Raw genomic sequence first — 25,014 nt, 5'->3', positions numbered from 1 at the left:
CGGCAGATCGACATGATCGACGCGGGGTCGTGCCGGTGCGGGGCGACGTCGCCGACTCGACGCCGGTTCAGCCCCGAGTGCGGTCATCACTTCCCCTCGATTGTCCGGCGTCGCCGAAAACGCCTGGTGGATCCTGTTGACCCAGCACGGCCCCATTCCTATTATATTCAATAGGAATGGGAGCTGGCAGGAGGCCGATATGACCGGCACGATCGAGACGCACACCCCCGCCGTCACCGAATTCGCCTACTCGGCCGGTTTCGGCAACGAGCACAGCACCGAAGCGGTGCCCGGCGCCCTGCCGGTGGGCCGCAACTCGCCGCAGCGCGCCCCGCTGGGGCTCTACGCGGAGCAGCACTCCGCGACGGCCTTCACCGAACCCCGCGCGCACAACCGCCGCAGCTGGGTCTACCGGATCCGCCCGTCCGCGGCGCATCCGCCATTCGTACCGATCGACTCCGGCTCGCTGCGCAGCGCGCCGTTGCGCGACGCGGTGGCCGACCCGAACCGGTTGCGGTGGGGCCCGCTGCCGCTGCCGCAGGCGCCGACCGACTTCATCGACGGTCTCTACACCATGGGCGCCAACGGAAATGTGCTCGAGCGCACCGGGATCGGCATTCACCTGTACGCAGCCTCGAAGTCCATGACCGACCGCTACTTCGTCGACGCGGACGGCGAGCTGCTGCTCGTCCCCGAAATCGGCGCACTGGTCCTGCATACGGAATACGGTCGGCTGCACGTGATTCCGGGCGAGATCGCGGTGATCGGCCGGGGCGTGCGATTCCGGGTGGAGCTGCTCGACGAGGTGGCACGCGGCTACGTGTGCGAGAACTACGGCCACCACTTCGTCCTGCCCGAGCTCGGCCCGATCGGAGCGAACGGCCTGGCCAACGCGCGCGACTTCCTGTATCCCATTGCGGCGTACGAGGATCGGGAGGAGACCGTGCAGGTGGTGCAGAAGTTCGGCGGGCGCCTGTGGGCCGCCGACTACGACCACTCCCCCCTGGACGTCGTCGCCTGGCACGGCAATCACGCTGTCTACAAGTACAATACGGCCCGGTTCAACGTCATGGGCACGGTCACCTACGACCATCCCGATCCCTCCATCTACACCGTGCTCACCTCCCCCTCGGACACCCCGGGGCAGGCCAACGCCGACTTCGTGATCTTCGCGCCGCGCTGGCTGGTCGGCGAGGACACCTTCCGGCCACCGTGGTACCACCGCAACGTGATGTCCGAATTCATGGGCCTGGTCCACGGCGTGTACGACGCCAAGGCCGAGGGCTTCCTGCCGGGCGGGGCGAGCCTGCACAACATGTGGTCCGCGCACGGCCCCGACGCGGACACGTACGCCAAGGCCAGCACCCAGGAGCTGACACCCCAGAGGATCACCGACACACTGGCTTTCATGTTCGAGACCCGCTGGCCCGTGGTCGTCACCGATTTCGCCCGCACCGCAACGCATCTGCAGCCCGGCTACGACGCGGTCTGGCAGGGCGTGCGCCGGGGCTTCATCGAATGACCGGTCCCACCCTCACGCCCGCCGCCGCGAGTCTCGATCGGGAGCTGCCGCTGTGGTATCAGGTCGCCCAGCACCTGCGCACCACGATCTTCGGCCGCGGGCCCGGCGATCCCGACCGCCTGCCCACCGAGGACGAGCTCGCGGCGCACTACGGCGTCAGCGTGGTGACCGTGCGCCGGGCGCTCAAGGCGCTCGACGAGGAGGGCATCATCGAGCGCCGGCGCCGCCACGGGACCTTCGTCACGGACCGGGCCCGCTCACCCCGGCCGCCGCTCACCGTGCTCGGCACCGTGGATACCGTTGTGGCGCAGCAGGTCTCACTGGAGGTGGAAGTGGTCACGCGGGAGGAAGTGGCGGTGCCGCCCGAGCTGGCCGCCCACTTCCCGGGGGCCGATCGGCTGGTGCACTTCCGGCGGTTACGGAGCGAACACGGCGAACCGATCAGCTGCGCGGACAACTGGATCCTGCCCGAGCACGCGGCCCCGATCACCGACGAGGACCTGCGCGCAGTCCCGATGACGCAGGCGCTGCGCGAGCGGGCGGGGGTGCGGATCGAGCGGATCGAGAACGACGTCGAGGCCCGCCTTGCCACCCCGGAGCTGGCCGGGCTGCTCGGTGTCGCGCTGCTGAGCCCGATCCTGTTGTGCGCCTGCGTCGTTCATGATGAGAACGGCCGGGTGGTGGACACCGCCCGCATCCATTATCGCGGCGATCGGTTCAAATATTCGGTCATCATCCGGGCCGACCACTGAATTCCGGAACGAATGACCTACAGCGGGATTGTTCCCAGAATGCGTCCCGCGACCTCGCCGAACCCGATCCTGGAGTCCCCCGGCCCCGGCGCCGTCGCGGTGATGACGACCTCGTCGCCGTCCTCGAGGAAGGTGCGAATCGTCCCGTCGGACAGGGTGATCGGCTCCTTGCCGCCCCACGACAGCTCCAGCAGCGAGCCGCGCTGCTCCCGCTCCGGACCACTCACGGTGCCCGAGGCATAGAAGTCACCGGTGCGCACCGACGCGCCGTTGATCGTCATGTGGGCGAGCATCTGCGCCGGGGTCCAGTACATGCTCGAAAAGGGTGGCCGCGATACCGATTCCCCGTTGAGCCGCACCTCCAGGCTCAGGTCCAGGCCCCAATTCTCCGAATCCTGTAGGTACGGGAGCAATTCGCGGTCCCGGGGCGGCGGCGCGACCCGGGCATGTTCGAGGGCCTCGAGGGGGACGATCCACGGGGAGACCGACGTGGCAAAGGATTTCGCCAGGAACGGACCCAGCGGGACATACTCCCAGGCCTGCAGATCGCGCGCGGACCAGTCGCTCACCAGGCACACCCCGAAGACGTGCTCGGCGAAATCCCGCTGTGCCACCGGAGTTCCCCACCGTGAGGGGGTGCCGACCACGAAGCCCACCTCGGCCTCGATGTCCAGGCGCTGGGACGGACCGAAGACAGGTTCCGGATCGGCGGGCGTCTTGCGCTGCCCCTGTGGCCGCGCGATCGGCGTCTGCGACACCACGATAGTGCCGGAGCGGCCGTGGTAGCCGATCGGAAGATGCTTCCAGTTCGGGGTCAGCGGCTCGGTGTCCGGGCGGAAGATCCTCCCGACATTGGACGCATGGTGTTCGCTGGCATAGAAATCGACGTAGTCGCCCACGGCGATGGGCAGCAGCAACCGCACGTCGGCCAGGCGATGCAGCGCGGGCCGCACGACGCCGGCGTGCCGCACATCGGTGAGCAGTTCGACGATCCGGGAGCGCACCTCGTGCCAGCGGGTGCGTCCCTGCGCGAGAAACGCGTTCAGGGTCGGTTCGGCAAACACCTTGTCGCCCAGGACCGTGGCGAGGTCCACGACCGCATCGCCGATCCGCACGCCTGCGCGGGGTTCTCCCCCGGCCGGAGCAAACACACCGTAGGGCAGGTTGGCGACGCCGAACGGTGAGTCGCTCGGCACGTCCAGCCAGGTCATTCAGCCTCCTTCACAGCGGCCGCGCGGAGCTCGCCCGCGGCGCCGGTTCGTCATCCCCGTGGGGCCTGTCGATCAATCCGAGCTCGACCAGGTCGGCGACCGGATCGGCGATACTGCATGTTCCGAACGATACGAACGACGAGCGCGCGGCCAGGAGCCGTTGTTCACCGGCCTCGCGCAGCCACCGCACCAGCGCATCGCCCGAGCGCTCGCCGAGAATGCCGGTGAGCTCATCGATGTCCCCGCCGGAGCGAGCGGCGTCGGTGGCCAGCAGCACATTGACGAAGCCGTGCTGTTCCAGCTCCCCGTCGCGATGCCGGACGGCATGATGCAGCCCGGCGGTGCATTTGAAGGGCACCCGGCGTCGCACCGCGCCGTGAATCGCCTCGGCCAGTTCGCGTTCGCTCGGATGCGCCTCCGGAACGACACCTCCGGTTCGGAATTTGGCGCGGAATCCGCTACCCGGCAAGGCATTCAGGATGGCCTCCCGGCGCTCGTCGCGGGGGACCTCGAGGTATCGCGCGACCTGCGACCCCAGTCCCGCTGCGGCCGTGGCGAGTTCGGCGAACGTGCACCCCTGCGGCAGTGCGACCTCGACGGATTCCAGTCCGATACCGGGTAATTCGGAGAGCGCCGCGATGGCCGGTTCCAGCCCCGCGGGCCCCTGCGGCAGGGTCAGGCTGATGGCCAGCCGCTCGTGGGGCACTCCGGGCAGCCCGCCGATATGGGCGGCCGAGAGTACGAACGAGCCCACCAGCGCCGAGTACCACGCGCGGTGGTGTGTGGGATGCGCGGCGAGCGCTTCGGCCAGGGGCAGGTTGCCGGGTGGGAAGATCGCGGCATCGTCGCATATCGAGTCGAAGACTGCCTCGCACGGCATCTGTCCACCTCCTTACTCACGTGCGGAGATTTCACACCGGAACGCTTCCCGGTCACCTTACTGGCTCGGCTGCGGCAGATTCTTGGGATGCGGCAGGGTGCAGTTGGACATCTTGGGATCGACGCCGGTGTAGTTGAGCGGACCGGCAATCACGTTCAACGCGATGGTGCCGAAATCGGCGCAGTTCTCGGTCATGTGGGTGAAGTATCCGCGCTGCCCCGCCGCGAACGTACCGATGATCAGCCAGGCGAAGACCAGCAGGGAGAACAATCGAGAGATCACAACGGCTCCTGTTCCGCATTGTAGAAGCAGTCGGTCACCTCTGAATCATACGTGGCGCCAGGCCGATACGGCGGTACGCGCCGAAATGCTCAGCGGCCCTCGCCAGCGGCGAGGGCCGCATCGAGCAGGGCCCGCGCCGCGTCCTGGGCGTCGGCGCAGCAGGCGCCGTCGGCGTCGATCTGGGCGATCATCGTCGCGCCCTCGACCAGCAGCAGCAACTGCCGGGCCAAGGGGGCGGGCGCCGGCGCGCCCGCCTCGGCGAGCAGCCGCTCGAGCAGGTCCCGATATCGCTGCAGATGCCCCCGGGTGACCTCGCGCGCGGAGTGGCCGCCCCGGCTGTCCACGGCGTAATTGCCCACCGGGCACCCACCGTAGCGCTGGGTGGCAAACGACCGCGTCAGCAGATCGAACAGCGCGAAGACGCGCGCCCGCCCGGCCGGAATCGCCGCCAGCTCCTGCTCGAGCCACGCGTGCGTGCGATCGCTGCGCTCGCGCACGACCGCCGCGGCCAGGCCCTCCTTGGACTCGAAATGCCGGTAGATCGTGAGCTGCGAGGCGTTCGCGGCCGTCGCGATCTCGCGCATGCCGACCGCGGCGACGCTGCGCTCGTAGAACAGCCGCGAGGCCACCTCGAGGACGCGGGCGCGGGTGGCCTCGGGATCGATGGTTTCCCCGGCACGGACCGGCATGATGTCACCTCACTTCCACGGGGCCCGTTCGAGACTACGGGCTGCCCCATAGTTGAACGATAGCGTCCGGCGGCGACAGCATGCTCGAACCGCTCAGCGTGCGGCCGTCGCCTCGCCGATTTCGGAGGCGGTCCGCTCCCGCCGGTCTTCGCCCGGCCTGCCGGTCCACCAGGCCAGCAGGCACGCCGTGAGCGCCAGGGCCGCGGCGATCGGCAGCACGTATACCGCACCGGCGGCGGCGATGACGATCGCGCCGAGCACGCTGGCGGCGAAGTTGCCGAGGTAGGCCACGGACCCGTTGAGCGAGATCACCAGCGGCGCACCACCCTTCGGTGCATGGGCGATGATGCGATGCGCCTGCGGCCCGATCACCGAGTAACTTACCACCCCGCTCAGCGCGTGCATGATCGCCACTGCCACAAAGCTTTCCCGCACGACCAGCATCACCAGGAAGACGACCGCGATGCCGAGGGTGGCGCCGATGACGACGAGCCGCGGGTCGTACCGGTCCGCCAGCCGCCCGGCGGTGAGATTGCCTGCGGTGGCGGCGATTCCGAAGATCATCAGCAACAGCGCGAGCCTGCCCTGGTCGCCGCCGGTCGCGTGCGCGAAGACCGCGCTCATATAGGTGAAGGGCAGGAAGATGCCAACGAATGCCAGCAGCGTGACGACGAGGATCTTCAGCACCCGCCGATCGGTCAGCGGCGTCAGCCGCTCGCGCAGCGTCGCACTCTGTTCGAGCCGGATGACCGGCAGCAACGCGCCGATCGCGATCGCGATGACCCCCGCGACGGCGGTGATGAACCAGATCGCCGCATGCCACCCCCAGGCCCTGCCCACGAGCGTGCCCAGCGGCGCACCCAGCACCAGCGAGAGCGTCGACCCGGCGGTCACCATCGCGATGGCGCTCCCGCGACGCTGCTCGGGCGCCAGGTGCGCGGCCGTCGCCACCGCACTCGCGGCGAACATCGCCGCTCCCGCGGCCGCCACCACCCGCGACGCGAGCACCAGCCCGTACTCCCCCGCCAACGCCGTCACCGCGTTACCGGCGCCGAGCAGCACCAACCCCGTAACGAGCACCCGCCGCCGCGGCCACCGCCCGGTGACGGTGGCCAGCATCGGCGAGGACACCGCATACACCAGCGCGAACACACTCACCAGCTGCCCGGCCGCCGACACCCCCACATGCAACGTCCGCCCTATCTCCGGCAACAGCCCCACAATGACGAACCCGTCGGTCCCGACCGCAAACGCCCCCAGCGTCAGCAACGCCGTCCGCGCCCGCCACCCCTGCCCCGGGGCCCCGATCTCCCTGTTGTCCATTCAGCTTCCGTCCGTAGAGCTCACGAACCGGCCCTCGCGGCCGGGCAGATCAGATGGTATCGACCGTTACCATCTAGGTCAATCGCGAGCTATACGGCCACGGCCACCTGCTCACGCGGGATGAACGCAACTCCCCGACGCGAAATTCGTATGCGTAATCCACTGGAGCGGGCCAGAATTCGGGCGACCACCAGTGCGGCCAGCGCCGATACCGCGCCGCAGGCGAACAAACCCGTTCGGGGGCCGTATCTTTCGGTGACCCAGCCGACTATCGGGCCGCCGATGGGGGTGCCGCCGGTGAAGACCATCATGTAGAGAGACATCACGCGGCCACGCATCATCGGCTCGGTGGCCAGCTGGACCATCGAATTACTCGAGGTGTTGAAGGTGAGGCCGAGCAGGCCGACGATGGTGAGCATCGCGGCGAACAGCCAGTACTCGGAGGCGAAGGCGGTCACCGCCTCGAGTACGCCGAAGGCGACCGCGGCGAGTACCAGCATCCGCAGGCGCACCCGGCTGCGGCGCGAGGCCAGTAGCGCGCCCACCAGCGAGCCCGCGGCCAGTGCGGTGTTCAGCAGTCCGTATCGCCCGGCGTCGACACGGAAGACGTGGTAGGCGAATCCCGACAGCACCGTGGCGAAGTTGAATCCGAAGGTACCGATGAAGCCGACGAGCACGATCGGCCAGATCAGTTGCGGGCGTTCGCTCACGTAGCGCAGTCCCTCGCGCAGCTGCCCTTTCTCCCTGGGCACGCGCGGCAGCGGCTTCAGCTCCGCGGGGCGCATCGCCAGCAGCCCGCCGATCACGGCCACGAAGGAGAGGGCGTTGATCGCGAACGCCCAGCCCGAACCGACCGCGGCGATCACCGCACCGGCCACCGCGGGCCCGATCAGCCGGGCGGTCTGGAAGCTCGCCGAGTTCAGGCTGACCGCGTTGCGCAGCTGCGCGTGGCCCACCACCTCCGCGACGAACGTCTGCCGGGTCGGATTGTCCACCACCGTAACCATTCCCAGCAGCAGGGCCAGCAGGCATACCTGCCACACCTGGGCGTGCCCGGTGAGCGCGAGCACCGCGAGCACGGCGGCGAGCACACCCATCGTCGCCTGGGTGATGATCAGCAGCTGCCGCTTGGGGAATCGATCCGCGATGAGCCCGCCGTACAGGCCGAACAGCAGCATCGGCAGGAACTGCATGGCGGTGGTGATGCCGACCGCGAAGGCGCTACCGGTGAGGGTCAGTACCAGCCAGTCCTGGGCGATGCGCTGCATCCAGGTGCCGGTATTGGAAATCACTTGGCCCGCAAAGTAATAGCGATAGTTGCGGACGCGGAGCGAGGCGAACATGGCGATCCGGTCGGAGGACGGCGGCACTCGCTCGGTGCTGGTTTCGGTCAGATCGTGGTCGTCGGTCAGGTCCTTCTCGTCGTGGGTTGTCGTCACCGTCACTGCGTGCCTCTCCGGACACGGCGTGCTCCACGTGCGGCGCGGAAGACTCGTCAGCTCATAGCCGTGCAAGCCTTTCCAGCACCGGCGCGGCGGAACGTAGCCGCGCCCACTCCTCCTCGGTCAGCCCCCGGGCCAGGTCCGCCAGCCAGGCGTCCCGCAGCCGCCGGCTCTCCGCCAGAATCCGCGCCGCCGGTTCGGTGGCCGTAACGATCACCTGCCGGCGGTCCTGTGGGTGTGGTTCGCGCCGGACCAGGCCCTTCTCCTCCAGCAGCACGATGATCCTGGTCATCGACGGCGGCTGGACCTGCTCCTTACGGGCCAGCTCCCCGGGGGTAGCCGGACCGGTGCGCGCGAGTATCCCGAGTACCTGCATCTCCGCCGAACTCAGCGACCGCTCCACCTGCTGATGCCGCAGGCGGCGTGCGAGCCGCATGACCGCCCCGCGAAGCGCGGTCACGGCGGCGAGATCGTCCTCGGAGGTCAACTCAACCACGATTGTTTAGTTTACCTTATTATGCTGGCTAAGTAAATTTCGGGCAGGACCGCGCCGCGACTGCCGAAGGGCCGATGACCGGCCGATCTACGCGGTCGGCGTCGATGCGCGGGTGGCCGCCGGTTCCACCACGCCGGCCGACGCCCGGTTCTCGATGCCCCCAGCCGTGCGGCACGGCCACCACCCCGGGGCGGATATCGGCGCTCACCTCGAGGGTCACCACGATCGCCCGGTCCGCGAGGCCACCGTCACCTGTTCGCCGTCGGCGAGGCCCCGCCGGGCCGCGTCGTCGGGATGCATGAGCGCGGTGCAGCGGTCCCGGCCCTTCACCATGGCCGGGACGTTGTGCAGCCAGGAGTTGATGCTGCGCAGGTGACGTCGACCGATAAGGTGCAGGTCGTACTCGCCCGAACCCGCGTCGGCAGCCTCTCGCGGCAGTGCGCGAACCGCGTCGAGGAATTCGGGCGGCGCGAGATGCACTGTGCGGTCCCGTGTTCCGATCAGCTGCGCAAGCCTGGGCTGCAGGGGTCCGAGGTCCGCGCCCCCGCGCATCGCACGAACCTTGCGGACCGTCAACCCCTTCCGAACCCGCATCAGCATGCCGTAGGGTCCCGCGGCCAGGCTCAGCGCAGTCAGTCGCATCGGGCTCAGCTGCGCGAATACTGCATCGAGAACACGTGCGGTGAAATTCCGTGCGGGCAGCGGCAGTACCTGGGTGATCAGCCGGGCCAGGATCTGCCAGTCCTCCAGTCCGTCAGCCCGGAGGATCGAAAACCCTTGCGTCGTACCGCAGGTTGTTGCGCACGCTGAACACCGGGAACAGGATGTTGAGGTCCTCGCGCTCGAGCTGGGACACCGGCGGCAGGATGATATCCGCGTGCCGGGAGGTTTCGGTGACGTACATGTCCACGGCCACAAAGAAATCCAGCGAATCCAGTGCCGCGTCGAGGCGCCCGCGCTGCGGCGTCGACAGCACCGGATTCCCGGAGTAGGTGATCATCGCGCGCATTCGCCCGGCGCCCTCGGTGAGCATCTCCTGGGCCAGCGCCGCCACCGGCAGCTCCGAGCGAAACGACCGGTACCGGCCCGAGCTGTCGGTCCACGCCTCGTGACCCATCGGCAGGTATTTCACGAACCGCGCCGCATCCACCGGCGGGGTGGCGAACATCTGCCCGCCCGCGCGATCCAGATTCCCCGTGACCGCATTGACGGTGTTCACCAGCCAGTGCGTCAGCGTGCCGGTGACCTGCTGGCAGACGCCGATCCGCGCATACAGCACCGCCGCCCTCGCGGCCGCGTGCTCGCGCGCCAGCGTGCGGATCGTGTCCGCGTCGACGCCCGCGTACGAGGCCGCCAGCTCGGGGGTGAATTCGGCTGCGAGGGAGGATAATTCGTCCCAGCCCGAGCAGCGTGCGCGAATCGCGTGGACGTTGCAGAGGTTTTCGCCGATCAGCACGTGCAGCATCGCTAGCAGCAGATACACATCGCCGCCGGCAGTCACCGCGACGTGTTCGTCGGACGGCGTCTTGTGCTGCTTGTCCTTCGGCGACGTCTTGCGGGGTGAACCGCATCATCAGCACGATGACCCCGGCGGCGACCGCGATCGCGGCGCAGCAGGTGAACGCCAGTCCGTACCCGCTGGCCAACGCGTGGGTCTGGGGCTCGGACATGTTCGGGATTGCTGTTGTCGGGCCGCCCATCGACAGGGCCCGGGAGCTGGCTACCGCGCCGACGATGACCAATCCTGCGGCGCCGCCGAGGTTCTGGGCAACCTGCGCGAGCGCGGTGAGCGGGCCGATCTCGGAGGTGGTCGCGCCCGCGATCACCGAAAGGGTCAAGGGGATGACCGCGAGCCCGACACCGAACCCGACCATGGTCACGGCTGCGGCGATCGCCGGAAAATAGGCTGGCTGTTCAGTGGCGACAGCAGATGCGTAGAGGCAGCCGATGAGGATGATCGTCCCGCCGAGGATCACGAGCCATCGTGGTTGCCAGTGCAGGGCGAGTTTGGATGCGATCGCTGCGGCGACACCGAGTCCGGCCGCGAACGGGGCAACAGCCAACCCGCTCTCGAGAGGTGAATACCGCAGGATCCCTTGCAGGTACAGGGAAATGAACACGGCCAGGCACATGACGATCGCACCGGCCAGCACGATCGCCCCCAAGGCCGCTACCCGGCTGGGGTTGGCGAACACCGTGAACGGCAGGATCGGGTTGGCGGCTCGCTGTTCCACGATCACGAACGCCACCAGCAGTACCGCCGCGGCGACGGCCGGGATGATGACGATCGGGCGGCCCCAGCCGCTTGGGCCCTCGTTGACGGCGAACACTGCCGCGGTGACCCCGAATGTGGCCAGCATCGCGCCGGGCACATCCAGTCCCGACCGTGGCCCGTCCGATTCTCGCAGGCACACCACCGCGCCGACTGCGACCAGCATCCCGATCGGCACGTTGATCAGAAAGACCAGCCGCCACGACAGTTCGGTGAGCACACCGCCGGCGACGAGCCCGGCCACCGACCCCACTCCGCTGAGGGCGGCGTAGATGGCGAATGCCTGGCTGCGGGGCTTGCCGGGGGCGTACGTGGTGGCGATCAACGCCATCGCGGTCGGCGCGGCGGCCGCCGCCGACATTCCCTGCAGAGTACGCCCCACGATCAGGCTGGTCTGGTCCCACGCCAGCCCGCACAGCAACGAGGTAAGCGTGAATACCGTTACCCCGGTGGCGAATACCCGTTTGCGGCCGAAGCTGTCGCCCAGCCGCCCGCCCAGCAACATCAGACCACCGAATGCCAGCACATACGCGGTGATGATCCAGTTGCCCGCCGACTCGGTCAGTCCGAGTGCGTCACGAATCTTCGGCAGTGCCAGCGCGACCACCGTGCCGTCCAGCACGACCAGCAGCTGCAACCCACCGAGCACGAAGATCGGCACACCCCACACCCGACGATGTCCACCGCCGGTGCCCGCGCCCCAGGAAGTCATGCCCAGCGACGCTACCGGGCACCGGGCGCGAAGCTACCGCTGCCGTGCGGTCGCCGAGCTCATCTCGATCGATCGGGTTGCCTTGTTCCCTAGTCCGACAAGGCGGTCCGGGCGTCGTCCTCGCCGAACAGCACAAGCTGGCGCGGATGGGTGAGGGGTGCTCCGATTCGACGTAAGCATCGGGCACAGGTGATTTCTGCTCGTGTGGGCGCTAAGGCTGATGGAAGCCATCCGGCCACGCCAGTCCTACAGAGGAGCTCCGGAACGAATTCCTCGCCGACCCACTGTCCGAGCGCGACTGCGTGTACCGCGCGCCCGGCCCGGACGACGGCGTGAACGCCCGGATCGCCGAAGGCTGCCCGCGTCGAGGCGGCGAGCGGGGCGATATCGGTCATGTGATGACGATACGACTGGGCACCGACAAGGACCGGACATTGCGGACGTGGTCAGGACGAGGGGTGTCTCTGGACGACAGGCAAACCGAGGTTGGTCCGGTCCGCGGTCACGGTCGATCGCTGGTGCGTCCGATCGAGGCTGGCGAGCTTTGCGGCCGCAGCGTTCAGGCTGACCGTGAGGCTGTCGACTTCGCCTGCCCAGCCGTTGATTCGGGCCTCGGTGATGCGGTCGCGGAGATTGGCGATGATCTCTACCAGGCGGCTGCGGGCCGCGATGTCGAGCCGCAGGCTCGGGCATCGCAGGCACGCGAATTCATGGTTGCATCGGCTGCCGTACGGGCGTCCGCAGGTGCCCAGCTCCAGCTTGCGTTTCTCGAAGTGTTCCTGGAAGTCCTCCCATTCCTGTTCGGTCGGCTCGCGATACTCCGCTTCCGGTCGCAGTGAGCGGCGGGAGTCGAGGAAGCGTCTGTAGGAGCGGATCAGGTGCTCGTCGAACACCGCCGCATAGACCTGCGTCGTGCTCAACTGCTTGTGCCCCAAGATCTTCGCCGCGATATGAACCGGTAGCCCGTTGCTGACCGCGTCCGTGGCCCACAAACGGCGAAAGTCGTGGGGCGTGTAGCGCACCGGTTTGCCTGTGGGGTCGGTTATTGCGGCACGGTCCGATGCGCCGCGGATGAGCCTGTCGATGTAGGTGGTGCCGATCGGCTGCCACTTCCAGCCGATTCGATACTGGAACAGGTGCGGCAACGCCGGCCCGGTAACCCGCTCATACGTGTTGACCGTCCCCGCGGTCTCCCGTGACGCCGTACGTGGCGAATTCCGTGGCTTCACATGCCATCCCAGCCACAACACCAGGTCCCGGCCCTCGGCCGAGGTTGCCCTGTCCCACTCCACGCCCACCGCGCGCAGCCACCGCCACCACCGCAGCAGTGCGTAGGCGTAACTGCGTACCGACCGTGGACTGTTGCCCTGTGCAACGAAATCGATCAGGAAACGACGGATCGGCACCACCGGAACACCGGAATCGTCAACGACGACCCAGCCGACTGGTTCATCAACACATTGGACCCGTCCCCACCGCGGCAGCCGGATCACCCGGACATCACGGTCATCGTCGAACACCTTCATGCCATCCTCTCCAGTCGTTCCAGAGAGGACTACCGGTCACCGAGACGGCATCGACTCAACTACCCCAGCGTGTTGTCCGTTAGTCCGGTCAATAGGAATACATCCCGATCGCGCTGGGGCCGTGCTCGCGCCGGATCCGCCGCAGTCGCCGCCCGATCTCGGCCAACGCCTCGTCCCACCCGATCAGCTCGAACGTGTCACCGACCCGCCGCACCGGCGTCCGCAGCCGATCCGGATCATGGTGCAGCCCACCCATTGCCGTGACCTTGGGGCAGAGGATGACGATGATGCTACCGCCGGGCCGTCGCGCGGCCCAGGTTCGTGGCGCGAGGCCCCGCATCGAATGCGTCTGCGTTCGCGTGTCGTTGGCTGTCGGATAAGGTCTGGTTGTCAATTCGCACGGATGCCGAGGAGCGCGAGCGGGTGCTGCGACAGGTTGCGGTAGGTGCCGCGGTGGCCATGGTCGCGGTGGCCACGGCGCAGACGGGCCGGGCCGATGTCCTGCCGTGGGAGCCGGCCCCGGTGAACGCGTGCGGCGAGGCGGGCTTCGACCCGCTGATGCGGATGCCGAATCCGAAGGCCCCGGTCCCCCCGCCGGCCCCGGCGCAGCCGCCGACGGTGCAGGTGCAGGTGTTACAGCCGAAGATCACCCCGTTCAAGGTCCCCAAGCAGATCAACCGCACCCGGATCCCATCGGCCGCGCTCCCGGCGGATCAGTGCGCCAATCCGTGCCCGCAGCTGACGGGCGGGAATCCGCGCACGGCGCTTCCGATTCCACCGGGCACCCCCACCTGGCCGGAGGGTCCGCCGAAGCCGGCCCCGGCATCGACCACCACGACCACCACCCCCGCGCCGCCGACCTCGACGGCGACGGTCGTCCAGCCGACCCCGTGGCAGCTGCCGAAGCTGCAGTTCGTACCGGACCCCGAGACGATCCCGCTGCCTATCATGGTGCTCGGCCCGGACGTGACGGGCCCACGCCCGCAAGCGATTCCGCCGGTCGAACATCCGCCGCTGCAGCCCGCGCCCGTCACCCGGCCGGTCCCCCCGCCCCGGGTGCACGACGTGTACCCGATCAGCCAGCTGACGGGTCCGGGATCGCAGAACCGCACCGATGCGCGCTGGCAGGTCGACGACACCGACCTCGGGCTCATGTGGGAGTCGGCGCCGGGCCGCATCGCGATCGCCTTCGGCGACACCTTCGGCACGGGATTCCACGACGGCGGTCCCAGCGGCGGCGACTGGCGCAGCAACGTGCTCGGATTCAGCTCCGATCACGATCTCGCGCACGGCATGTCGATCGACAGCATGGTCTCCGACCGGCCCTGTCACGCCACCGAGCTGCTGGGCAGCTACAAAGTGAACAACTTCGAGATCACCGTGATCCCGACATCGGGTTTCGCGCTCGGCAATCGGCAGTACCTCAGCTATATGTCGGTGGCGCGCTGGTCGAAACGGCCGAGCCGCTGGTGGACCAACTACGGCGGGCTGGCCTACTCGGACGACGGCGGGCAGAACTGGGTCGACGACGAGAATGCGCGCTGGGACAACATCTTCGGGCAGGGCCAGTTCCAGGTGGTGGCGATGACGCCGCACGAGGGCTACGTCTACATGTTCGGCACACCCAACGGGCGCTTCGGCACGATCGCGCTGGCGCGGGTCCCGCAGGACCAGGTGCTGAACAAGACCGCCTACCAGTATTGGGTCGACGGTTTCTGGCGGCCGACCCTCGAGGCCCCGACGCCGGGCGGCAACGGCGCCGAATTGTCCGCCACCCCCATCATGTCCAGCGTCGCCGGGGAACTCTCGGTACGCTACGACACCGGCGCGCACCGGTGGGAGATGACCTACCTGGACGCGGTGCACAACGTCATCGTGCTGCGCAGATCCGCTACGCCGCAGGGCCTTTGGTCCGCGCCGGCCACACTTCTGAGCACCCAGGACTACCCCTCGGGCTACGGCGGCTTCATCCATCCGTGGTCCACCGCGCACGAGCTGTATTTCACGCTGTCGGAATATCGCCACTACAACGTGTATCTCATGCACGCGTCCCTGGACTGAACGTGTCCCGCCCGCGCCCTGTTGACGACGCGAACCCGCGAAAGGTGACAGGCGGCCACACCGGCCCGTAAGAATGGTGGTGTGAGGACCATGCGGCGCATCTCGGTGGTGGGTACCTCGGGATCGGGGAAGACGACGCTGGCGCAGGGGGTTTCGCGGCGACTGGGCGTCCCGCACGTCGAACTGGACGCCATCCACCACCTGCCCGGGTGGACGCCGATCGGCGACGAGGAATTCCGGGCGGTCGTGGCCGAGCGCATCGCCCGTGAGACCTGGGTGATCGACGGCAACTACCGCGGCAAACTCGGCGATCTGGTGTGGAGCCGGGCGGACACCGTGCTGTGGCTGGACCTGCCGCGGCCGCTGATCATGGCGCAGCTGATCCGGCGCACCGCGGCCCGTGTGCTGACCGGGCGCGAGCTGTGGAACGGCAATCGGGAGCACTGGCGCAACATGGTGTCCCGGGATCCGCAGCGCTCGATCATCGTCTTCGCCTGGCAGTCGCACCCCCGGAACCGCGCCCGATATCTCGCGGCGCAGTCCGACCCCGCCTACCGGGACATCACGTTCATCCGATTGCGCACCCACCGTGATATCGCCGCGTTTCTGGCCCGGCTCGGCGGGGCGGACGGCCGCGGGGGAAGAACCGGGCGCCGACGCACCATTTGACCGTTTCGGCGGTCGTTTCGTATCGTCATGTGATCGGCGATTCGAGGAATCCGGTGTAACTCCGGGACGGTCGCGCCACTGTGAGCATCGGTCACCCGATGCGAGTCAGACCCCGGACGCCGAGACATGTATCGGCCGAGGGGACGCGAGATCCCCTCCCGCACAAGGAGAGTCACCGTGGCTACGTCCTACGCTCCCCGTTCCGGCCTCGGCGCCGTCCCGCTGTCCGTCCCCACCACCATGCTCTGGCTGGCAGGCACCACCGTGCTGGCGCTGCTGGCGTACTACTTCATCGGCATCGATCAGGGCGCCGTCTCGATCTTCGGCAGCGACATGCACGTGCACGAGTTCGTGCACGATGCGCGCCATTTCCTCGGTTTCCCCTGCCACTGATCGCAGGAGACGACCCACAATGGAAAAGCGGATCATCGGCCGGGGCGTGCTCGTGGGCGCCCTGGCCGGTTTACTGGCATTCATCTTCGCCCGGCTGCTGGCCGAGCCGGTCATCGGGCGCGCCATCGACTACGAGAGCGGGCGTGACGATGCGCGCGCGGCGCTGGACAAGGCCGCCGGGCTCCCGATGCCCGATATGGGCCCGGACATTTTCAGCCGGACGGTGCAGTCGAACATCGGCATCGGATTCGGCATGATCGTGTTCGGCATGGCCATGGGCGCGCTGTTCGCGGTCGTGTACTGCCTCTGCGTGGGCCGCGTCGGCTCGATCACGCCACGGAATCTGGCGTTGCTGGTGGCCGGGGGCATGTTCCTGGCGACGTACGGGGTGCCCTTCCTGAAGTATCCGGCCAATCCGCCCTCGATCGGCCACCCGGAGACGCTCGAGGAACGCACCTTCCTGTTCGTGACGATGATCGTCCTGTCCACGGTGGCGCTGATCGGCGCGATCTGGCTGGGCCGCAGGCTCCAGGCCCGCCTGGGCAACTGGAATACCGTGCTGATCTCGGCGCTGGCATTCATCGTGGTGATGACCGTGGTGATCCTGCTGCTGCCCTCGCTCGGGCACCTGTCGGAGAACCACGCGTACGGCAACTTCGCGACCGAGACGCCGCAGCCGCTCACCGATCCCGCGGGCCACATCGTGTACCCGGGCTTCCCCGCCGACACACTGTGGCAGTTCCGGCTGTATTCCTTTGCCGCACAGGTGATCCTGTGGATGGTGATCGGAGTCGGATTCGGCACCCTGGCGCCGCGGCTGTTCGGCCGTGCGAGCACCGCAACGCCGGACGCCCCGGCCGTCGCGCCGATCGTATGAGTCCGGTCACCCGGCTCACACTGGTGACGCACGCGCTCACCGATGCGGTGCAGGCCGCCCGCTTTCCCGCCGACGAGCCGCTCAACGCCCTGGGCGAGCGGTCGGTCGAGAAGGCGGGCGGCCTGCCCGGACCGGAGCCGTCGGCGGTTTATCACGCACCGGAGCTGCGGGCCGCACAGACCACACGGTCGCTGAGCCTGGACGGAACTCCCGAACCGGCGCTGCGCGAGTTGGAATCCGGCGAATGGTCCGGGCGGCCGATGGACTCCCTGGCGCCCGAACGGCTGATGGGCTGGCTGACCGATCCCGAATTCCGTGGGCACGGCGGCGAGTCCATCACCGATCTGATCGAACGCGTGCGCGCCTGGCTCGGCGATATCGCCGGCCGCGGCGAGCGGATCGTCGCGGTCACCCACCCCGCCGTCGTCCGCGCAGCGATCCTGTGCACCCTGTCGGCTCCCCCGGAATCGTTCTGGCGCATCGACATTCTCCCACTCAGCGCCACCACCCTGCATTACCGCGCGCCCGCGTGGACGCTGCGCGCGACCGCGCACGAACTCGCCGACTGACCCGGCCGTCTCAGCGCCCGGGTCCGGCCGAGCCCGCTCAGCCGATCGCCGCCGCATCCTGCTGGGACAGATACCGCTCCTGAATCTCCCTGGGCCCGAACGGCCATACCCGTTCCACGCGCGCCCAGACCAGGAAGGCGATGAGCCCCAGCACGACCCACGCCAGCGACAGCTCGATGGGATGCACGCCGGGGTTGGCCTTGTCTGCGTAGCCGTAGATGACCAGCCACCCAATCGCGGCCACGATGCTCGGTAGCGGATACAGCAGCATCTTGTACGGCCGCAGCAGGCCGGGCTGGCGGCGCCGCAGCACGGTGACCGCGGCGATCTGGGCGAAGGACTGCACGATCACCATCACGGTGGTCAGCAGCGCGATGAGCGTGGCGAGCGGCGGATGCGCCGCGCTGGCGCCCACGTGCCGGGCCAGCAGGAATCCTGCGGCGGTGATCACACCCATCGCGGCCAGCCCCAGCATCGGGAACTGGTGCCGCGCATGCAGTCTGGCGAAGGACCGGAAGAAGACCCGGTCGTGCGCGGCGTCGAAGGGCACCCGCGAGCCGCCGAGCAGCCCGGTGAACACCGAGGCGAACGCGGTGATCAGGATCAGCACGGTGACCACGTCCGCGGCGCCCTTGCCCATGGTGTGCTCCAGCACCGCCGAGGCAACAGATTGGGAGGCAACGTTTTTCGGGTCCAGCATATCGGGCCAGTGGATCACGCCCAGCACCCCGATCTGCAGCAGCAGATAGACCACCATCACCGCGACGATCGCGTAGATGATCGAGCGCGGCAGCACCCGCCCCGGATTCTTGATCTCCGCGCCGAGATACGCGGTGGTGTTGTAGCCCAGGTAGTCGTAGATGCCGATGGTCAGGCCCGAGGCGAAGCCCAGCCAGAAGCTGCCGTGGGTCAGCGCGATCGCGTGCGCGGGCCAGGTGAACGCCAGCGCGGGATGGAAATGGGTGAAGGCCGCGAGAATCACCGCGAGCACCGACACGATCATCACCGACCACAGCACCACCGACAGGCGCCCGATGCTCTCCACCCGCCGCCACAGCAGCACCAGCACGAGCGCGACCACCGCGACGCCGACCAGATCGCCCTGCCCGGTGGTCATGGACGGCCAGAGGTAGGCCAGATACTGCACCAGCCCCTGCACCCCGGTGGACATGATCAGCGGAATGAAAAGCATTGCGGTCCAGACGAACAGGAACGGCATCAAGCGACCGGTGCGGTACTGGAACGCCTCACGCAGATAGATGTAGGTGCCCCCGGCGCCGGGCTGCGCGGCGCCGAGTTCCGCCCAGACCAGGCCGTCCGCCAGGGCCAGTACGGCGCCGGCGATCCAGCCGATCACCGCCTGCGGACCACCGAACGCGCCGACCATCAGCGGGATCGTGACGAAGGGCCCGATGCCCACCATCTGGCTCATATTGATGGCGGTGGCCTGCAGCAGGCCGATCTTGCGGGGAAGGTGACGAGCGTCCGGCATGACGGGCCTCCGGAGTGGGAGCTGATTTCAAATAAAGTTAAATTCCTTTACTATTGCCGTCAAGAGTTCGTGAGGATTCGACGACTTACTGTGGGTTCGTGGACGGGACACCAGCACCGATGGCGACGGACGAGCAGCCGTGGAACCGGCAACGCCTGCGCAGCAACAACGAACGGCTGCTGCTCGAACAGTTGCGCACCGCCGGATCCTCCACCCGCGCCCAACTCGCCCGCGACACCGGCCTGTCCAAGCCGACCGTGTCCAGTGCCCTTGCGGCACTGCAGGCACACGGACTGGTCCGGGTGGTCGGCACCCTCGCGCCGGATCGCGGCCGCACCGCGGTGCTGTACGAGCCCGACCCCACCGCCGGATACGTACTGGGCATCGATATCGGCCGGGCGCGGCTGCGCGCCGCGGTCGCCGACCTGGCCGGAACGGTGCTGTCCCGCGCCGACATTCCCAATCGGGCACGCACCGCCACCGCCGTCGCCGAGCTGGCCGGCCGGGCCGCCGAGCAGGTGCTGGCCAGGGCGGGGGTGAGCATGGCGGAGGTGGTGCACACCAGCCTCGGGAGCCCTGGCGTCTTCGACGCCCAGGACGAGCGGGTGCATTTCGCGGCCAATCTGCCGGGCTGGGGCCGCGCGGGCCTGCTGGAGGGCCTGCGCGAGCGCTTGGGCGCCTCCGAGCTCTCGATGCACAACGACGCCAATCTCGCGGCCCTGGGCGAATATTCGTTCGGTGTCGGGCGCGGCAGCCGGCTGTTCGTCTACGTCCTGATCGGCACCGGCCTCGGCGTCGGCATCGTCTCGCACGGTGAGCTGTTCACCGGCGCACACGGGGCGGCGGGTGAAATCGGTTACCTCCCGGCCGCCTTCGGGGCCGCCACCGCACCCGCGGCACGGCGCGGGGCACTGGAGACGGCCGTCTCCGCGGATGCGGTCGTGCGCGCGGCCCGCGCCCGCGGCATGCCCGGACGCCTGAGCGCCAAGGCTGTCTTCGCCGCCGCCCGTGCCGGGGATCCGATTGCGGCACAGGTGGTACGCGAGGAGGGCGAGCGCCTGGCGCTGGTGGTCGCCGCGGTGACCGCGGTGCTCGATCCGGATCTGATCGTGCTCGGCGGCGGTCTGGGCCACAGCGCCGATCTGCTGCTGGATCAGATCCGCTCCACCCTGGCACATTCCACGCCGCTGCGCCCAACGGTCGCCCCAAGCACCCTGGGCGACGACGCTGTCCTGCTCGGCGCCATCGCCACCGCGCTGCGCATCGCCCGGCCCCAGGTCTTCGACCGCCGCACCGATCCACGGCCCGCGTGAGGCGGCCGACGCCGCAATTCATGGATGTGAATCCCGCACCCGCGTAATGGGATTCGTCCATTGACGGCGTATAGCAGCGTCCCTACGATGGGGCTTTGTAAGCAATCGATAACATCGCTGACACCCCGTCACGAGCGGGGAGGGGGAATAGGGAGATGTCATGACGATCGACTCCGAGGTGCGCCGCTACCCCTTCAATCCGCCGTTCCGGCTCGATATCGATCCGGCACTCGTGGCACTGCGCCGCGAGGAACCCATCGTCCGCGTCCGGATGCCCTACGGCGGCGACGGGTGGCTCGTAACCCGGTACGAGGATGTCAAATTCGTGCTGGCCGATCCGCGCTTCAGCCGCGCGGCCACCGTCGACCGCGAGGACATCCCCCGGGTGCTGGCCCAGCCGAGCCGCCCCAACACGCTCCTGAGCATGGACCCGCCGGATCACACCCGGCTGCGCCGGCTCGTCGCCAAGGCGTTCACCGGGCGTCGCGTCGAGCAGCTGCGCCCGCGCGCCCAGCAGATCGTCGACGAGCGCCTGGACGCGCTCGAAAAGCACGGCGCTCCCGCGGATCTCGTGGCCGAGCTGGCACTTCCACTGCCGGTCACCATCATCTGCGAGATGCTCGGCGTGCCCCCGAGCGATCAGCACCGGTTCCGGGACTTCTCCGACGCCGCACTGTCCACCACCGCCTACACCGCCGACGAGATCGCCGCCGCCCGAGCCGGATTGGAGGCGTATCTGGCCGAGGTGGTCGCCGCGCGCCGCGCCGATCCCACCGGCGGCGGCGACGATCTGCTGGGTGCGCTGGTCACCGCCCGCGACGAGGACGACCGCCTCACCGAGGCCGAGCTGGTCCAGCTCGGCATCACCCTGCTCATCGCCGGGCACGAGACCACCGCCAGCCAGATCGCCAACTTCGCCTACACCCTGCTCACCATGCCCGGACAGTGGGAGCGGCTGCGCCGGGAACCCGAACTGATGCCCGGCGCGATCGAGGAACTGCTGCGCTATGTGCAGCTGGGGTCGGGCGGCGCCGCCTTCGGCCGGGTGGCCACCGAGGATCTCGAGCTGCGCGGTGTCACCGTGCGGGCCGGTGAGACGGTGTTCGTGAACACCCAGTCCGCCAACCGCGACGAATCCGTCTTCGACGCGGCCGCCGAGCTCGACCTCGCCCGCAGCCACAATCCCCACATCGCCTTCGGGCACGGCGTGCACCACTGCCTCGGCGCCCAGCTCGCGCGCGTCGAGCTGCAGGTCACCTTCGAATCATTGCTACGCCGTTTCCCGGGCCTCACCCTCGCGGTGGCCCCGGAGGAGGTGCCGTTCAAGACGGGCCTGCTGGTGCGGGGCCCCAAGGCACTGCCGGTGAGCTGGTAGGCCATGACCGAACAGCAATGGCGCGTCACCGTCGACAAGGGCACCTGCATCGGCTCGGGAGTCTGCACCGGGACCGCCGCGGGGCGCTTCTCGCTCGTCGGCGAACGGTCGCAGCCGGCCGCCGAACTCATCGATCCGGACGAGGCGGTGCTGGACGCCGCCGAGTCCTGCCCGGTCGAGGCGATCCTCGTCCGGGCGGCCGAGACCGGTGAAGTGCTGGCCCCGGAGCCGTAAGACTCACCCGAAGCGGGTCTGTGCGCGGACGGCTGTGGCCGGTAACCGCTAGGGGGAACGTGAAATTCGTCATGTCCCAGTCGTCAGCGCGACACCAGGAACGCCCCGAGCCGAGCTGCCCGCTGCTGGCCTCGCACCGCTCCACCTGAACGGAACCTGGTCGACCCGGGCGATGCGGCCGGGTCCGTCCGGGGCTTTTCGCGAGGGATTTCTTTCCGATTGCGAAGATCGCGCCCGCCGACCGTTTCGGCGATCCCCGGCGGCATCGGTGTATACAGGAATGCGGTAGCGACCTGGCCGCCGCCCGGAGGGCCGGGGCGCGTGGACGCAGGGGCCCACCGCCGGACATGGAATACTGACCGGTGTGGGGGAATGATGAGCCAGACGAATGAACCCGATGATCTCGGTGCCGCGCGCGCCGGGAAGAACCAGGCGAGCATCGATATATCGGTCGGCGCTAACGCCCCGACCGGTAAGGACGAACAGAACACCGTGACCGCACCGACCTCCGGCGACCCCCGCGACACCGGCAACTCCGCCCCGCCGTCCGGCAGCCCCGCCCCGCAGTCCGGCAACACCCCGCCGCAGCCCCGCGGCAACGTTCCTCCGCAGCCCCGCGGCAACATTCCTCCGCAGCCCCGCGGCAACATTCCTCCGCAGCCTGGCGGCAACATTCCTCCGCAGCCTGGCGGCAACGTTCCTCCGCAGCCTGGCGGCAACGTCCCTCGCCCCGGCAACACGCCTCCACAGTCCGGTAGTGGCGCTCCGCGACCCGCCAATGCCTCCCCGCAGCCCGGCAGCACGCCCCCGCGACCGGGCGGCGTTCCCCCGCGCCCCGGCAACGCGGTACCGCAGGGCAACGTGCCACCTCAGATCAGCACCCCAGCCCCCGGCGTCGGCAATATGCCGCCGCGACCGGGCAATTCGTCGCCCGCGCCCGGCAATGTCGGACCGCGCCCCGGCAACCCCACGGGCCGGCCAGATCCTTCCGCCGCTGCCACGCAAGCCATTCCCGTTGGGCCGCAGTCGAATACCGGTAAGGCGGCCAATCCGGGCGCTCCCGTCGCTCCGGGTGGCGGCAAGCCGCCCGCCCCGCGGACCGTGGCGCCGTCCGGTGCGCCCCAGCCTCCGGCCGTCACCGAGGACGCCACGAAACCGTTTTCCGCACAGTCGAATACGGCCGACAAGACGGTCTTCATCGAGCAGCGCGCGGCGTCCGGTCGCCCGGGCGAGGAGTCGCGGGCGCAGCCGCCGTCGGACAAGACCGTCGTGATCGACAAGGCGGCCGCGGGCATGGCCGCCGGCATCGAGTCCCGACCCGGCCCGCAGGGCACTCCCCCGGGTTCCGCGGCGCCCGAGTCCGGTTCCCCCGACCAGACCACCAAGGTCATCCCTGCCCCTGCTCCCGCCGCCGCGGTCCCGCCGCCGACGCGCATCCCGCCGGCCACCCCCGAGACCGGCGGCCCCGGCGGATCCGAGCCCCGCCGCAGCCGCCGCGGGCTGTGGATCGCCCTGGCCGCCGCGGTGGTCGTGATCATCGCCGTCGCCGCGGTCGTGCTCGGTACCTCCGGCCACGGCCCCGGCAGCCTGGTCGCGGGCCCGACCACCTCGCCCGCGCCGCCCCCGGCGATGATCAGCGTGCCGGCCTCCGCAGGCGCTCCGATCAACCCGAGCGCCCCGATCGCGGTGTCGGTCACCGGTGGTCACCTGGCCTCGGTCAACGCCACGTTCACCGCCTCGGACGGCAGCACCAAGCCGGTCGCGGGCACGATTGCACCCGATCAGCTCAGCTGGGCCAATACCGACTCGCTGGCCTTCGGCACCGCGTACACCGTCGTCGTCGACGCGGTGAACAAGGAGGGCACGCACAACCAGAAGACCTTCACGGTGCACACCATGGCCGCCGGGCGCACCGCCTACGCCAACGTCGTGCCCGCGCCGGATGTGGTCGCCAACACCGGAATCGGTGTCGGCCAGCCGATGGTGTTCCAGTTCACCAAGCCGGTCTCCAACAAGGCCGAGGTGCAGAAGCATCTGCACGTCACGGTCACCCCGGCGCAGCCCGGCGCCTGGTACTGGGTCGACGACAAGGACGTGCACTATCGCGGCCCGAGCTACTGGCAGCCGGGCACCAAGATCCACATCGAGGCCGACGTCGTCGGCGTCGACCTGGGCAACGGGGTGCTGGGCGCGGAGAACAACAGCGCCGACTACACCGTGCACGACTCCATGGTCGCCAAGGCCGACGGCAGCACCGATCAGCTCACCATCTTCCAGAACGGCAAGCAGATCAACCAGCTGCCGATGAGCCTGGGCTCACCCGGATTCCCCTCGCACGAGGGACCGCACGTCATCTCCGACAAGCAGCCCTCGATCGTGATGGACTCCTGCACCTACGGCACCTGCCAGGGCCAGCCCGGGTACTACAAGGAAACCGTGGCGCTGGACGAACGCATCTCCAACGACGGTGAATTCGTCCATTCGGCGCCCTGGTCGGTCGGCCAGCAGGGCAGCAGCAACGTCTCGCACGGCTGCGTGAACCTCTCCCCCGCCAACGCCCAGTGGTTCTTCGACCACTTCGGCATCGGCGACGTCGTCGAGATCACCAACTCCGGCGGCCCGGCGCTGCCGGTCTGGGACACCTACGGCGACTGGGAAGTCCCGTGGTCCACATGGCAGGCGGGCAACGCCAACAGCTGACGCGCTGTGCGCGGCGGGGCGGGTCTGTGGACCTGCCCCGCCGCGCACCCGCACGACGAACCCAGACGATCGGCCATGGCGGTGGGTCCTGCGCCGATACCGCACTGCCGCCGGATCATTCGAAGTAATCGACCGGGCATGCTCTGGTAGCTGGGAATGTGCGGCGTGTCTCAGCGCCGCGTGTGGCGCTTTGGATCAGCGGCCATTTGCGTGATAAGAGAATT

Annotated in this window: 22 protein-coding genes, 2 pseudogenes and 1 riboswitch; of the genes and pseudogenes, 11 read left to right on the top strand and 13 right to left on the bottom strand. The window is 68.8% G+C overall.

Going from position 1 to position 25,014, the window contains the following annotated elements; translation table 11 throughout:
• The first annotated feature begins 199 nt into the window (after positions 1-199).
• Both hmgA and KO481_RS11575 read left to right on the top strand, forming a co-directional pair.
• Positions 200-1,522: a homogentisate 1,2-dioxygenase gene (gene hmgA, locus KO481_RS11580; RefSeq protein WP_215917042.1), complete on the top strand. Its 1,323-nt coding sequence runs from the start codon at positions 200-202 to the stop codon at positions 1,520-1,522.
• Positions 1,519-2,274, top strand: coding sequence for a GntR family transcriptional regulator (locus KO481_RS11575; protein ID WP_215917041.1), 756 nt, complete (start codon positions 1,519-1,521; stop codon positions 2,272-2,274). The genes hmgA and KO481_RS11575 overlap by 4 nt, the downstream gene beginning before the upstream one ends.
• 17 nt (positions 2,275-2,291) lie before the next feature.
• Here KO481_RS11575 and fahA read toward each other — a convergent pair whose 3' ends face one another.
• From fahA to KO481_RS11520, 12 genes and pseudogenes are all read right to left on the bottom strand, one after another.
• A complete protein-coding gene (gene fahA, locus KO481_RS11570) occupies positions 2,292-3,485 on the bottom strand; it encodes a fumarylacetoacetase (RefSeq protein WP_215917040.1) in 1,194 nt (397 codons plus the stop codon).
• Positions 3,486-3,495: 10 nt separating this feature from the next.
• Entirely contained in the window at positions 3,496-4,365 is an 870-nt protein-coding gene (locus tag KO481_RS11565; protein WP_215917039.1) for a hypothetical protein, read from the bottom strand.
• A gap of 57 nt (positions 4,366-4,422) precedes the next feature.
• Positions 4,423-4,644: a hypothetical protein gene (locus tag KO481_RS11560; RefSeq protein WP_215917363.1), complete on the bottom strand. Its 222-nt coding sequence runs from the start codon at positions 4,642-4,644 to the stop codon at positions 4,423-4,425.
• Positions 4,645-4,736: 92 nt separating this feature from the next.
• Positions 4,737-5,336, bottom strand: coding sequence for a TetR/AcrR family transcriptional regulator (locus KO481_RS11555; RefSeq protein ID WP_215917038.1), 600 nt, complete (start codon positions 5,334-5,336; stop codon positions 4,737-4,739).
• Between the two features lie 93 nt (positions 5,337-5,429).
• Entirely contained in the window at positions 5,430-6,659 is a 1,230-nt protein-coding gene (locus tag KO481_RS11550; RefSeq protein ID WP_215917037.1) for an MFS transporter, read from the bottom strand.
• An 89-nt stretch (positions 6,660-6,748) separates the two neighbouring features.
• The gene (locus tag KO481_RS11545) at positions 6,749-8,104 is read right to left on the bottom strand and encodes an MFS transporter (protein WP_308166520.1); all 1,356 of its coding nucleotides are present in this window, start codon (positions 8,102-8,104) and stop codon (positions 6,749-6,751) included.
• Between the two features lie 55 nt (positions 8,105-8,159).
• A complete protein-coding gene (locus KO481_RS11540; protein ID WP_215917036.1) occupies positions 8,160-8,597 on the bottom strand; it encodes a MarR family winged helix-turn-helix transcriptional regulator in 438 nt (145 codons plus the stop codon).
• Between the two features lie 216 nt (positions 8,598-8,813).
• On the bottom strand, positions 8,814-9,239 hold the full coding sequence (locus tag KO481_RS44295; protein WP_215917035.1) for a molybdopterin dinucleotide binding domain-containing protein: 426 nt from the start codon (positions 9,237-9,239) through the stop codon (positions 8,814-8,816).
• 112 nt (positions 9,240-9,351) lie between these two features.
• Positions 9,352-10,098, bottom strand: a complete 747-nt coding sequence (locus tag KO481_RS44290) for a molybdopterin-dependent oxidoreductase (protein WP_308166518.1) — start codon at positions 10,096-10,098, stop codon at positions 9,352-9,354.
• Between the two features lie 19 nt (positions 10,099-10,117).
• Positions 10,118-11,581: pseudogene (locus KO481_RS42910) on the bottom strand (MFS transporter); the annotation flags it as partial.
• Positions 11,582-12,027: 446 nt separating this feature from the next.
• A complete protein-coding gene (locus tag KO481_RS11525) occupies positions 12,028-12,726 on the bottom strand; it encodes a tyrosine-type recombinase/integrase (protein WP_245400743.1) in 699 nt (232 codons plus the stop codon).
• A gap of 478 nt (positions 12,727-13,204) precedes the next feature.
• A pseudogene (locus tag KO481_RS11520) lies at positions 13,205-13,396 on the bottom strand (molybdopterin-dependent oxidoreductase); the annotation flags it as partial.
• 98 nt (positions 13,397-13,494) lie between these two features.
• Here KO481_RS11520 and KO481_RS11515 point away from each other — a divergent pair.
• The 5 genes from KO481_RS11515 to KO481_RS11495 all read left to right on the top strand — a co-directional run bounded on the left by KO481_RS11515 (position 13,495) and on the right by KO481_RS11495 (position 17,676).
• Positions 13,495-15,168, top strand: coding sequence for a glycoside hydrolase family 183 protein (locus KO481_RS11515; RefSeq protein ID WP_245400742.1), 1,674 nt, complete (start codon positions 13,495-13,497; stop codon positions 15,166-15,168).
• A gap of 81 nt (positions 15,169-15,249) precedes the next feature.
• Positions 15,250-15,837, top strand: a complete 588-nt coding sequence (locus KO481_RS11510) for a P-loop NTPase family protein (protein WP_215917033.1) — start codon at positions 15,250-15,252, stop codon at positions 15,835-15,837.
• A riboswitch (cobalamin riboswitch) is annotated at positions 15,830-15,972 on the top strand. Its footprint overlaps the gene before it by 8 nt.
• 105 nt (positions 15,973-16,077) lie before the next feature.
• Positions 16,078-16,230 carry a CbtB domain-containing protein gene (locus KO481_RS42905; RefSeq protein ID WP_245400835.1) on the top strand — a complete coding sequence of 51 codons (153 nt, stop codon included), beginning with the start codon at positions 16,078-16,080 and terminating at the stop codon, positions 16,228-16,230.
• Between the two features lie 19 nt (positions 16,231-16,249).
• On the top strand, positions 16,250-17,107 hold the full coding sequence (locus KO481_RS11500; RefSeq protein WP_215917031.1) for a CbtA family protein: 858 nt from the start codon (positions 16,250-16,252) through the stop codon (positions 17,105-17,107).
• A complete protein-coding gene (locus KO481_RS11495; RefSeq protein WP_215917030.1) occupies positions 17,104-17,676 on the top strand; it encodes a histidine phosphatase family protein in 573 nt (190 codons plus the stop codon). Before KO481_RS11500 ends, KO481_RS11495 begins: the two co-directional genes overlap by 4 nt.
• Positions 17,677-17,713: 37 nt before the next feature.
• Here KO481_RS11495 and KO481_RS11490 read toward each other — a convergent pair whose 3' ends face one another.
• Positions 17,714-19,168, bottom strand: a complete 1,455-nt coding sequence (locus KO481_RS11490) for an APC family permease (protein WP_215917029.1) — start codon at positions 19,166-19,168, stop codon at positions 17,714-17,716.
• 98 nt (positions 19,169-19,266) lie between these two features.
• Between KO481_RS11490 and KO481_RS11485 the strand changes: the two genes are divergently transcribed.
• The 4 genes from KO481_RS11485 (at position 19,267) to KO481_RS11470 (ending at position 24,790) form a co-directional block, all read left to right on the top strand.
• Positions 19,267-20,481, top strand: a complete 1,215-nt coding sequence (locus KO481_RS11485) for an ROK family transcriptional regulator (RefSeq protein ID WP_215917028.1) — start codon at positions 19,267-19,269, stop codon at positions 20,479-20,481.
• Positions 20,482-20,641: 160 nt separating this feature from the next.
• Entirely contained in the window at positions 20,642-21,856 is a 1,215-nt protein-coding gene (locus tag KO481_RS11480; protein WP_215917027.1) for a cytochrome P450, read from the top strand.
• 3 nt (positions 21,857-21,859) lie between these two features.
• Positions 21,860-22,090, top strand: a complete 231-nt coding sequence (locus KO481_RS11475; RefSeq protein WP_215917026.1) for a ferredoxin — start codon at positions 21,860-21,862, stop codon at positions 22,088-22,090.
• A gap of 1,500 nt (positions 22,091-23,590) precedes the next feature.
• On the top strand, positions 23,591-24,790 hold the full coding sequence (locus tag KO481_RS11470) for a L,D-transpeptidase (protein ID WP_443677994.1): 1,200 nt from the start codon (positions 23,591-23,593) through the stop codon (positions 24,788-24,790).
• Positions 24,791-25,014: the final 224 nt, after the last annotated feature.

The organism is Nocardia albiluteola, from assembly GCF_018860155.1.
GTDB lineage: Bacteria > Actinomycetota > Actinomycetes > Mycobacteriales > Mycobacteriaceae > Nocardia > Nocardia albiluteola.
The sequence above is the reverse complement of the archived record's forward strand: the minus strand, read 5'-3'. Positions and strand labels throughout refer to the sequence as shown.